Consider the following 11915-nt stretch of genomic DNA (forward strand, 5'->3'; position numbering starts at 1 on the left):
CCGTCAGCGTGACGGTCTCCGCGGTGGTGGACATTGCCAACGACTCGGTGACGACCAACGAAGACACCCTGCTCAACATCAACGTCAACGCCAACGACACCTTCGAGAACGCGGGCCATACCATCACGGCCATCGACGGCAACGCCATCGTGGCCGGCGCGCAGGTTGCGGTGGCCAACGGCACGGTCTTGTTGCGGGCCGACGGCACCTTGGACTTCACGCCCACGGCCAACTACAACGGCTCGACCAGCTTTACCTACACGGTGACCTCTGGCGGCGCAGTTGAGACGGCCACGGTGACGGTGGTTGTCGCATCGGTGCCTGATGCCCCGATGACGGTGGACCCTGCTGTTCCGGGTCAGACCTTCGACCCGGCCACGGGCAACTACGCCACCAGCACCACCGAAGACACGGCGGTGACCGGCCAGGTCTTGGCGACGGATGGCGATGGCGACCCGCTGACCTACGGCGTGGGCACCGCGCCTGCGCACGGCACGGTAACCGTCAACGCTACGACCGGCGCGTACACCTACACGCCGACGGCGGACTACTACGGTTCGGACAGCTTCATCATCAGCATCGATGACGGGACCGGCCATGTGACGTCGTCTACGGTCAGTGTGACGGTGTCGGCGGTGGTGGATATTGCCAACGATACGGTGACGACCAACGAAGACACCCCGGTCAACATCAACGTCAACGCCAACGACTCGTTCGAGAACGCAGGGCATACCATTACCGCGATTGACGGCAACGCCATCGTGGTCGGTACGCCGGTGGCGGTCGCGAATGGGATGGTCACGCTCAAGGCTGACGGCACGCTGGACTTTGCACCGGCCGCCAACTACAACGGCTCGACCAGTTTCACCTATACGGTGAGCTCGGGTGGTGTCGATGAAACGGCGACGGTAACGGTCAGCATCACGGCCGTGCCGGATGCGCCGATGACGGTAGATCCTGCGGTTCCGGGTCAGACCTTCAATTCGGCGACGGGCAACTACGCTACGACCACCAATGAGGACACAGCTGTTACCGGCCAGGTCTTGGCGACCGATGGCGACGGCGACCCGCTGGCCTACAGCGTGGGTACTGCGCCTGCGCATGGCACGGTGACGGTCAATGCAGCGACCGGCGCCTACACCTACACGCCGACGGCGGACTACTACGGCAGCGACAGCTTCGTCGTGGCGATCTCTGACGGCACGGGCCAGGTGACCCTGTCCACGGTGAGCGTGACGGTCTCTGCGGTGGTGGACATTGCGAACGACTCGGTGACGACCAACGAAGACACGACGGTCAACATCAATGTCAACGCCAATGACTCGTTCGAGAATGCAGGGCATACCATCACCGCGGTTGACGGCAACGCCGTCGTGGTTGGAACGCCGGTGGCGGTCGCGAACGGCATGGTGACGCTCAAGGCCGACGGCACTCTCGACTTCGCGCCGACCGCCAACTACAACGGCTCGACCAGCTTCACCTACACGGTGACTTCTGGTGGCGCGGTTGAAACGGCGACGGTCAGCATTACGGTGACGGCGGTTCCGGACGCGCCGATGACGGTGGATCCGGCAGTCCCGGGTCAGACTTTCGATTCGGCCACCGGCAACTATGCGGTGAGCACGACGGAGGATGCAGCAGTCAGCGGCCAGGTTTCGGCAGTCGATGGCGATGGTGACCCGCTGGCCTACAGCGTGGGCACGCCGCCCGCGCACGGCTCGGTGACGATCGATCCCACGACCGGCGCTTACACCTACACGCCGACGGCGGACTACTACGGCAGCGACAGCTTCGTGGTGGCGATCAACGACGGCACGGGCAATATCACGTTGTCCACGGTCAGCGTGACGGTGTCGGCGGTGGTGGATATCGCCAACGATACGGTGACGACCAACGAAGACACGCCGGTCAACATCGCCGTCAATGCCAACGATTCGTTCGAGAACGCCGGGCATTCCATCACCGCGATTGACGGCAACGCCATCGTGGTCGGTACACCGGTTGCGGTTGCGAACGGGATGGTCACGCTGAAGGCCGATGGCACGCTGGACTTCGCGCCGGCCGCCAACTTCAACGGTTCCACCAGCTTCACCTACACGGTGACCTCGGGTGGCGTCGATGAAACGGCCACGGTCAGCATCACGGTGACGGCGGTTGCCGATGCCCCGATGACGGTGGACCCGGCAGTTCCCGGCCAGACCTTCGATTCGGCGACCGGCAACTACGCCACCACCACGACGGAAGACACGGCTGTTACCGGTCAGGTTTCGGCAGTCGATGGCGATGGCGACCCGCTGGCTTACAGCGTGGGCACTGCGCCCGCGCATGGCACGGTGACGGTCAATGCAGCGACCGGCGCCTACACCTACACGCCAACGGCTGACTACTACGGCAGCGACAGCTTCGTGGTGGCGATCTCTGACGGTACGGGCCAGGTGACCCTGTCCACGGTAAGCGTGACGGTGTCGGCGGTGGTGGATATCGCCGACGACACGGTGACGACCAATGAGGATACGACGGTCAACATCAACGTCAACGCCAACGACACGTTCGAGAACGCGGGGCATACCATTACCGCGATTGACGGCAACGCCATCGTGGTCGGTACACCGGTTGCGGTTGCGAACGGGATGGTGACGCTCAAGGCCGATGGCACTCTGGACTTCGCACCCGCTGCCAACTACAACGGTTCCACCAGCTTCACCTACACGGTGACCTCTGGCGGTGCAGTTGAGACGGCGACGGACAGCATCACGGTGACGGCGGTGCCCGATGCGCCGATGACGGTGGACCCCGCGGTTCCGGGTCAGACCTTCGATTCGGCGACGGGCAACTACGCCACCACCACGACCGAGGACACGGCGGTCAATGGCCAGGTGTCGGCAGTGGATGGCGATGGCGATCCGTTGGCGTACAGCGTCGGCACCGCGCCCACGCACGGTACGGTGACGGTCAACGCCACGACGGGTGCTTACACCTACACCCCGACGGCCGACTACTACGGTAGCGACAGCTTCGTGGTGGCAATCAATGACGGCACCGGCAACATCACGTTGTCCACCGTCAACGTCACGGTCTCGGCAGTGGTGGATATCGCCAACGACTCGATAACGACCAACGAAGACACCCCGGTCAACATCAACGTCAACGCCAACGACACGTTCGAGAACGCTGGGCACACCATCACCGCGATTGACGGCAACGCCATCGTGGTCGGTACGCCGGTGGCGGTCGCCAACGGGATGGTCACGCTGAAAGCCGATGGCACGCTCGACTTCGCGCCGACTGCCAACTACAACGGTTCCACCAGCTTCACCTACACGGTGACCTCTGGCGGGGTCGATGAAACGGCCACCGTCAGCATCACGGTGACGGCGGTTCCCGATGCGCCGATGGTGGTAGACCCGGCAGTTCCCGGCCAGACCTTCGATTCGGCTACTGGCAGCTATGCGGTGAGCACGACGGAGGATGTAGCGGTCAGCGGTCAGGTCTCGGCGGTGGACGGTGACGGCGACCCCTTGGCCTACAGCGTGGGCACTGCGCCCGCGCATGGCACGGTAACGGTCAATGCAGCGACCGGCGCCTACACCTACACGCCGACGGCGGACTACTACGGCAGCGACAGCTTCGTGGTCGCGATCAACGACGGCACGGGCAACATCACCTTGTCGACCGTCAACGTCACGGTCTCGGCCGTGGTGGATATCGCCAACGACGCGGTGACGACCAACGAAGACACGACGGTCAACATCAACGTCAACGCCAACGACAACTTCGAGAACGTCGGTCACGCCATCACGGCAATCGATGGCAACGCGGTGGTCGTGGGAACGCCGGTCGCGGTGGCCAACGGGATGGTCACCCTGAAAGCCGATGGCACGCTCGACTTCGCGCCGACGGCCAACTACAACGGTTCCACCAGCTTCACCTACACGGTGACATCGGGTGGCGCAGTTGAAACGGCGACCGTCAGCATCACGGTGACGGCGGTTCCTGATGCGCCGATGACGGTGGATCCTGCGGTTCCGGGTCAGACCTTCAATTCGGCGACGGGCAACTACGCCACCACCACGACCGAGGACACGGCGGTCAATGGCCAGGTGTCGGCAGTCGACGGCGATGGCGACCCGCTGGCCTACAGCGTCGGTACTGCGCCAGCCCATGGCACGGTAACCGTCAATGCAACGACTGGCGTCTACACCTACACCCCGACGGCGGACTACTACGGCAACGACAGCTTCGTAGTGGCAATCGATGACGGCACGGGCAACATCACGTTGTCCACCGTCAACGTCACGGTCTCGGCAGTGGTGGATATCGCCAACGACTCGATAACGACCAACGAGGACACGTCGGTCAACATCGCGGTCAACGGCAATGACACCTTCGAGAACGCGGGCCACACGATCACGGCCATCGACGGCAATGCAGTTGTCGTCGGGACGCCTGTCGCGGTCGCCAACGGCATGGTCACACTCAAAGCCGATGGAACCTTGGACTTTGCGCCAACCGCCAACTACAACGGCACGACCAGCTTCACCTACACGGTGACTTCTGGCGGCGCAGTTGAAACGGCGACCGTCAACATCACGGTAACGGCGGTGCCCGATGTACCGATGACGGTGGACCCGGCTATCCCCGGCCAGACCTTCAATCCGGCCACGGGCAACTACGCCACCAGCACCACCGAAGACACGGCCGTCAATGGCCAGGTCTCGGCGGTAGATGGCGATGGCGACCCGCTGGCCTACAGCTTGAGCACCGGGCCGGCACATGGCACGGTGACGGTCAACGCCGCCACGGGGGCCTACACCTACACGCCGACCGCTGACTACAACGGCGCCGACAGTTTCGTCATCAGCATCAACGACGGTACGGGCAACGTGGTGCACTCGACGGTCAGCGTGACGGTGGCGGCGGTGGCGGATATCGCCAACGACGCCGTGACGACCAACGAGGACACGACGGTCATCATCGCCGTCAACGCCAACGATACGTTCGAGAACGCGGGGCACGTCGTCACGGCCATCGATGGCCAGGGCATCACGGTGGGCTCATCGGTAGCGGTCGCGAACGGCTCGGTAGTGTTGAGGGCAGACGGCACCTTGGCCTTCACGCCGGGCGCCAACTTCAATGGGGCCACCAGCTTTACCTACACGGTGACCTCGGGCGGCGTGACCGAGACGGCAACGGCGAGCATCAACGTGACGTCCGTCAATGACGTCCCGGTCCTGGGCACCACGCGGGTGGGCGGCCAGGTGTTCGATCCGGCAACGGGCGAGTACACCATTCAAACCACGGAGGACACACCTGCGGTCGCGGTGGTGGGAGCGGTGGACGCCGATGGCGACCCGCTGCACTACACGGTCAGCACCCTGCCCGCGCATGGCGTGGTGACGATCAATGCCACCACCGGCGCGTATGTGTACACGCCCACCGGTGACTACAACGGCAACGACCGCTTCGTGGTGACCATCGCCGATGGCAGCGGCGGTTCGGTGCAGGCGGTGGTGAACGTCGTTATCTCGGCGGTGGCAGATATCACCAACGACACGGTCAGCACCAACGAGGACACGACGGTCAACATCGCCGTCAATGGCAACGACACGTTCGAGAATGCCGGACATGTCGTAACCGCCATCGATGGCCATGCGGTCGCGGTCGGCGTCCCGGTTCTGGTGGGCAACGGTTCGGTGACGTTGAGGGCCGATGGCAGCCTGGACTTCTCGCCAGCGGCCAACTACAACGGCACGACCAGCTTCACCTACACCGTGAGCTCGGGTGGCGTGAACGAGACGGCCACCGTTACGGTGAACGTCGCGGCGGTGAACGATAGTCCGGTCGTGCCGGGAGGCTCGGTGGATCTGCCGCTGGCCAATGGCGTGGACGTACCGGCCAGCCAGGGCTTGCTGGTCGGCGCGACGGATGCCGATGGCGATCCCTTGCGCGTCACCCAGATCAGCGTGGACGGTGTGGCAGGAAGCTCGCCAGCCGGTACGCCGATCGTGGTGCCGGGTCGGGGCACCTTGCTGGTCCGGGCAGACGGCAGCTACGTCTTCACGCCATCCTCGGGCTTCGTGGGTGACCTGATCGTGCACTACACGGTCAGCGACGGCAACGGCGGACTGACCGAAGCAACCATCCGCTTGCACAACACCTACATCCCGCGGTTCATGGAGCCGGATGATCCGTTCCTCTTCTTCTCGTTGCCGGGTACGGGCGAGGCGGGCGCGGGTGGCTACGGTGGTCCGCTGGCAAGCCAGGCGGAGTCGCTGTTGATCCAGGCCGTCAATGGCTTGGATTCGCTGAACGGCACGCCGGACCTGACGGAAGCGGGAACTGGCGCGGTGTTGGCGGCGGTCGATGGTGTCAACAGCCTGGACAGCCTGGGCTCGTTCAAGACCCAGGGGGCCGTGCTGCAAGCCGTCAACGATATCGCTCCGCTGCGAGGCTCGGACGGTTTGGGTGCGCGAGGCGGCCTGCATCATCTGCTGGGATCCGCGCTGGGTGGCGGCTTGGCGGATGGTCAGTCGGTGTTGTCGACCCTGCCGCTGGGTGGCGGATTGCAGCTGGACCTGTTGGGACGCGGCGATCAGCTGTTCTTCATCATCAACGGAGGAGTCGGGGCGGCGGGCATGCGCATCACGCTGGCCAACGGGGCGGCATTGCCCGATTGGGTGCAGACGGATGGGCGTGGCGTCCTGGTGATCAACCGTCCGGCAGGCATGGAATCCCTGAGCCTGCGCCTGACGCCGCAGTCAGGTCCGGGAGCAGGCGTGGGCCGGGTGATCTCGCTGGACTTCCTGTCGGGCACGATGCGTGAGTTGCGCGCGCCGGAGCAGCCTGCCCAGCGGCCGGAAACCCGGACCGAAGTCCGGCCCGAAACCGGCCCCGAAACCCGACCCGAAACCCGTGCTGAAATCCGGCCCGGAGCGGGGGCTGCCATGCCGGTACGGCTGGCCGGTGCGCCTTTCTCGACGCAACTGGCAGAGGCCGCCAGCCAGCATGACGTGGAGGACGCCGCGTTGATGGATCTGCTGAACTGATCCCCGGACGCGGCCAAGGCGGGCGGGCGCGAGCCAGCCCGCCTTGTTGCGTTCAGACAGGTAGGGTGGGCAAGGGATCGCCAGCGCCAGTGCGTTCGGTGATGAGCTTGTAGTGCTGGGGGCTGCGATGCTTGGCGAAGTTGAAGACGTGTTCGCGGAAGGTCTGGCCCATGGCCAGGTCGATGCGGGCCGTGATGACTTCGTCTTCCTCGCCGCTGGAACGCGCGACGATTTCTCCGGAGGGCGCCACGATCATCGAGCTGCCGATCATGTGGTGGCCGTCTTCATGGCCGCACTTGGCGGCCGCGCCGACCCACACCGCGTTCTGGTAGGCGCTGGCCTGCAAGACGATCTCGTGCGTAGTCGTGCGCAGGTGCGCGGGCTCGTTCCAGTGGATGTTCAGCGACGGCGTGTTGTAGCCCAGCACGATGAGCTCGGCGCTTTGCAACGACATCACGCGATAGGTCTCGGGCCAGCGGCGGTCGTTGCACAGGCACATGCCGATCTTGACGTCGTTGGTTTCCCATACGCCAAAGCCCAGGTCGCCGACTTCGAAGAACTTCTTCTCCAGATGCTGGAACGGCGCGCCGACCTTGTGATCGGAATGGCCGGGCAGATGGATCTTGCGGTACTTGCCGATGATCTTTGCGCTGCGGTCCACCAGGATGGCGGTGTTGAATTGCCGGCCTTCCGGCGTCAGCTCTGCGTAGCCCAGGTAAAAGCCGATGCCCAGTTCGCGGGCCGTGTCGAACAGCGGCTGCACGTCGGCGTTGGGCATGGATTTTTCAAAGAAGCGATCCACGGCCTCGCTGTCTTCCATCCAGTAGCGGGGAAAGAAGGTCGTCAGCGCCAGCTCCGGAAAGACGACGAATTCCGCCTGGCGGGCGGCGGCCTCGCGCATCATCTCGACCATGCGGCGCACGACGACGGCGCGGCTGTCGGCCAGGTTCACGGCGCCCATCTGGGCGACCGCCAGGCCCATTTTGCGGGAGGGGGTGGTGTTGCTCACGGTGTCTATCTCCAGGTGCGCTTGCCGCGCTGCTCGCGGTTGAAGGCGCAAGCATGCACGCGCTGGCGCCGTTGCGAAAGCGCGCACGGCGGGGCGGCCGGGCCGCTGGCTTGCAACGCTAAGTGGCTGATTGGACTGGGGATTCAGCTTGCGGCCGGGCGCAGGTCAGGGCCTCGCGCATAACGTCGCATCATGGACGCCATGCAAAGTTATATATCGGGTTTACCCTTATCCGACAGGCAGGCGCAGCGGGCTCAGATGGCTTTGAAGGTCTTCAGATGAATGCTGGTCTCGGTGGCCGAGATGCCCTTGAGCGTGCGCAGCCGGTCCAGCACTTCGGACAGTTGATCGATGGTGGGCACGCGCAGCTCGGCCAGCAGGTCCCAGCGCCCGTTGGTGTCGTGCAGGCCGGCCACGCTGGGTTCGCCCATCAGCAGGTTCACGATCTTGCGGGTTTCGTGGCCTTCAACGGCGATGCTCATCCACGCCACGATGTCATCGGTTTCGGACTCGGGGCGCAGGCGCACGGTATAACCGACGATGACGCCGCGCTCTTCGAGTTTGCGGATGCGGTTGTCGATGGTGCCGCGCGACACGTCCAGCTTCTTGGCCAGCGTCGCGATCGACAGGCGGGCATTGGCGCGCAGCAGTCCAAGCAGGCTTTGGTCTAGCGTGTCCATTGTGAAAAGTGCCAACCCGTGCTGTCAAAGTGCCAGAATCTTAGCGTTTCGTGTTGAATGTTGTCACTATGAATTGATTTGGGCATCGGCCAGAATTTCCTTTCCATAACAAGGGGAGAAAAAGATGACGACATTGCTGACGACCTCGGACGTCGCCCACATCGTGGCCCGGCAAGGCGCTCGCGCCGTCTTCACGGAGCTGCTGGACTATGTGCTGGCGGACTTTTTGCGATGGCAGGAATTCGACAAGTGCGCGCGCCTGGCCAGTCATTCCCCCACCGGCGTCATCGAACTGATGCCTACCGCCGATAGCGAGCTCTACAGCTTCAAGTTCGTGAACGGCCACCCTGGCAATCCCCACACCGGCCTGTCCACCGTGATGGCCTTTGGCGCGCTGGCGCAGGTCAGCACGGGCGAACCGCTCCTGATCAGCGAGTTGACGCTGACCACCGCGCTTCGCACCGCCGTGACGTCGGCGCTGGCCGCACGCGCGCTGGCCCGGCCCGAGTCCCGGTCGATGGCGTTGATCGGCAATGGCTCCCAGGCGGAATTCCAGGCGCTGGCGTTTCATCATGTGCTGGGCATCGACCTGCTGCACGTGCATGACGTGGATGCACAGGCCACCCGCAAGCTGCAAGCGAACCTGGCGGCTGTCGCGCCGTCATTGCGCGTGGTGGCCTTCGGCAGCACTGCGCAGGCCGTCAAGGGCGTGGACATCGTCACCACCGTCACCGCCGACAAGGCCTACGTCACCATCCTGACCCCCGACATGGTCGAACCCGGCATGCATATCAACGCCGTAGGCGGCGACTGCCCGGGCAAGACCGAACTGCATGCCGACGTGTTGCGCCTGGGCCCCGTCTTCGTCGAATACGAACCGCAGACGCGCATCGAGGGCGACCTCCAGCAAATGCCCGCCGACTTTCCCGTGACCGAACTGTGGCGCGTGCTGACGGGCCAGTCGCCCGGCCGCCAGGGCGCTGGTGACGTGACGATCTTCGATTCGGTGGGCTTCGCGCTGGAAGACTTTTCCGCCTTGCGCTGGCTGCGCGACAACGCCGCCCGGCTGGGCATCGGCGCGCGCATCGAAGTGGCGCCGCAGTTGAACGATCCCAAGAATCTCTTTGATGTGGTGCGCGCCGCCGCGAACGCGAAGGCCACGCCCGGGCAGGCGTAGCGCCGAGGGTGGATTCGCCAAAATGCGACGCCGGGCTAGGGCGCCGGGATCTTTTTCTATTGGGATAAGGCGGATGCGGTTACATTGCCTTACGCGCAGGCGCTCCGATCGAGAGACGCCGCCAGTGCCCACCCCCTTCCCCGTCGATGTCACGAATCCGAACCGCGGCTGCCGTCCTGCTGATGTCGTCCCTGGGCTTTCTGGCGGGCCTGACCGGCGGACGCTTGTTCGACCTGAATCAGGTCGATGACCAGCTTGCCGGCCACAATTCCCGCTTGCTGGCGCACGCCATGCGCGTGGCCCATGAAAGCCGTCGCCTGATCGACGCCGCCACGCACGCCACCGACCTGTGTTCGCCGTCCGACGTGGCCACTTTGCGGGTGCTGCTGTTCAACGCCACCTTCCTGCGAGATGTCGGCCGGCTGCGCGACGGCATGCTGGTGTGCTCGGCCGCCTGGGGCGTGCTCCAGACCCCGCACGCACTGCCGCCCGCCGCCTTCGCCACGCGCAATGGCGTCAGGTTGTGGGTGGGTGCGGCCAACATCATGGACCGCCGCATCATCGGCGACATGGCGGCGCAAAACAATGTGGTGGTGTTCACCGCGCCGGGCGCGTTCGACGGCTTCCCGGAACCGGGCGCCGGCATCGACGCCAAGCTGATCACCCGCGATGGGCGGCACGTCTACCGGCGCTTCGGGCGCATCGACGGGCTGGACCTGCAAGACGGCCAGGCGCCCGCAAATTACAGCCTGCGCGCCGAACGCGTCATCGCCGAGTGTGCAGACGAGCCCGGTTCGCCGGACATCTGCGCGGTGTCGCGCACGTTTGCCCACGGGTGGTTCGGCCTGCCGGCCTTGATCCTGGCCTGCACCGGCGCATTGACGGGCGGGCTGCTGGCGGGTCTGTGCGTGCTATGGCGGCAACAGTCCAAGAGCGATCGCAGCGCTTTGCGCCGTGCGATCCGGCGCGGCGAATTGCAAGTGTGCTATCAGCCGTTGCGCGAGCTGGCCACGCGCCGGCTGGTGGGTGTCGAAGCGCTGGCGCGGTGGCGCACGTGCGACGGGCAGGACGTGCCTCCGGCAAGCTTCGTGCCGATGGCCGAAGACATAGGCCTGGGCCGCGAGCTGTCACGGCGAGTCACTGAAAAGGCGCTGCGTGAATTGTCCGCCCGGCTGCGCGCGAACACCGAGTTCTACGTCAGCATCAACGTATCGGCGCAAGACCTGCAGGACGACGCCTACTCGGACTTCCTGCTGCGCATGGTGAACGACCAAGGCATCGCGCCGCGCCGGGTGGCGCTGGAGATCACCGAAGGCACGCCGCTGTCCGACGCCCCGGTGCTGTCCACGATCCGCGCATTGCGCCGTCAGGGTTTCCGGATCCTGATCGATGACTTCGGCACGGGCAATTCAAACCTGAACTACCTGGCCGAGATACAGGCAGACGCCATCAAGCTGGACCGCCGCTTCACCCAGGCTATCGGCACGGATCAGGCGGGCACGCTGATCATCGACCATGTTGTGGATATCTCGCGCGAGCTGGGTTTGGGGCTGATTGTCGAGGGCATCGAAACCGAAGCGCAGGCGCAATACCTGGCACAGCGCCAGCCCGCGACCATCGGTCAGGGCTGGCTATTGGGGCGCGCCGTGCCCGCAGAGGATGTTCCGGGCGCATAGCGCCCGGGAACGGCGCTTCGGCGTCACGCCGGGGTTACGCGTGCCGGGGCGCGTCGGTGGGAGGCGTGCCGTCGTGGAACATCGCCTTCAACTGCGTGCGCAGTTCGGGCGAGTCGGCATGTTTGTGGACGGTGGTGGCATGCTGCACAGCGGCTTCGAGCAGTTCATTTTCGGAATCTGCGGCCAAGGCCACCGAGCAATTCATTTCGCTCGGGTACTCCCGGCAGTCGATGTATTTGCGGGTCATGATTGTCTCCTTGCGCAGCGCCCGGGGGGCGCTTGCGGCAATGGCACATCCGACGCGCGGCATGCGGTGGCATCGGGCAG

The 11915-nt window shown here is 64.8% G+C and carries 6 protein-coding genes; 3 read left to right on the top strand and 3 right to left on the bottom strand.

Going from position 1 to position 11915, the window contains the following annotated elements; all coding sequences use genetic code 11:
• Nucleotides 1-8 precede the first annotated feature (8 nt).
• Nucleotides 9-7046, top strand: a complete 7038-nt coding sequence (locus tag API01S_RS17770; RefSeq protein WP_255221302.1) for an Ig-like domain-containing protein — start codon at nucleotides 9-11, stop codon at nucleotides 7044-7046.
• A gap of 52 nt (nucleotides 7047-7098) precedes the next feature.
• Here API01S_RS17770 and API01S_RS17775 read toward each other — a convergent pair whose 3' ends face one another.
• Together API01S_RS17775 and API01S_RS17780 are read right to left on the bottom strand one after the other, a co-directional pair.
• Nucleotides 7099-8028, bottom strand: coding sequence for an N-carbamoyl-D-amino-acid hydrolase (locus API01S_RS17775; protein ID WP_006216952.1), 930 nt, complete (start codon nucleotides 8026-8028; stop codon nucleotides 7099-7101).
• 281 nt (nucleotides 8029-8309) lie between these two features.
• Entirely contained in the window at nucleotides 8310-8735 is a 426-nt protein-coding gene (locus API01S_RS17780; protein ID WP_006216953.1) for an Lrp/AsnC family transcriptional regulator, read from the bottom strand.
• A 124-nt stretch (nucleotides 8736-8859) separates the two neighbouring features.
• Here API01S_RS17780 and API01S_RS17785 point away from each other — a divergent pair, with 124 nt between their 5' ends.
• Entirely contained in the window at nucleotides 8860-9912 is a 1053-nt protein-coding gene (locus tag API01S_RS17785) for an ornithine cyclodeaminase (protein ID WP_050730483.1), read from the top strand.
• A 182-nt stretch (nucleotides 9913-10094) separates the two neighbouring features.
• Nucleotides 10095-11588 carry an EAL domain-containing protein gene (locus tag API01S_RS17790; RefSeq protein ID WP_050730484.1) on the top strand — a complete coding sequence of 498 codons (1494 nt, stop codon included), beginning with the start codon at nucleotides 10095-10097 and terminating at the stop codon, nucleotides 11586-11588.
• A 34-nt stretch (nucleotides 11589-11622) separates the two neighbouring features.
• Here the strand turns inward: API01S_RS17790 and API01S_RS17795 are convergent, their stop codons facing one another.
• Entirely contained in the window at nucleotides 11623-11835 is a 213-nt protein-coding gene (locus tag API01S_RS17795) for a DUF1059 domain-containing protein (RefSeq protein WP_039882624.1), read from the bottom strand.
• Nucleotides 11836-11915 lie beyond the last annotated feature (80 nt).

The organism is Achromobacter piechaudii NBRC 102461 (assembly GCF_001571245.1).
In the GTDB taxonomy this organism is placed as follows: Bacteria; Pseudomonadota; Gammaproteobacteria; order Burkholderiales; family Burkholderiaceae_B; genus Achromobacter; species Achromobacter piechaudii.

Excerpts from the sequence above, each read along its gene's own strand:
- API01S_RS17775 (WP_006216952.1), bottom strand. The coding sequence starts at position 8,028 with ATGGGCCTGGCGGTCGCCCAGATGGGCGCCGTGAACCTGGCCGACAGC.
- API01S_RS17780 (WP_006216953.1), bottom strand. The coding sequence starts at position 8,735 with ATGGACACGCTAGACCAAAGCCTGCTTGGACTGCTGCGCGCCAATGCC.
- API01S_RS17785 (WP_050730483.1), top strand. The coding sequence starts at position 8,860 with ATGACGACATTGCTGACGACCTCGGACGTCGCCCACATCGTGGCCCGG.
- API01S_RS17790 (WP_050730484.1), top strand. The coding sequence starts at position 10,095 with ATGTCGTCCCTGGGCTTTCTGGCGGGCCTGACCGGCGGACGCTTGTTC.
- API01S_RS17795 (WP_039882624.1), bottom strand. The coding sequence starts at position 11,835 with ATGACCCGCAAATACATCGACTGCCGGGAGTACCCGAGCGAAATGAAT.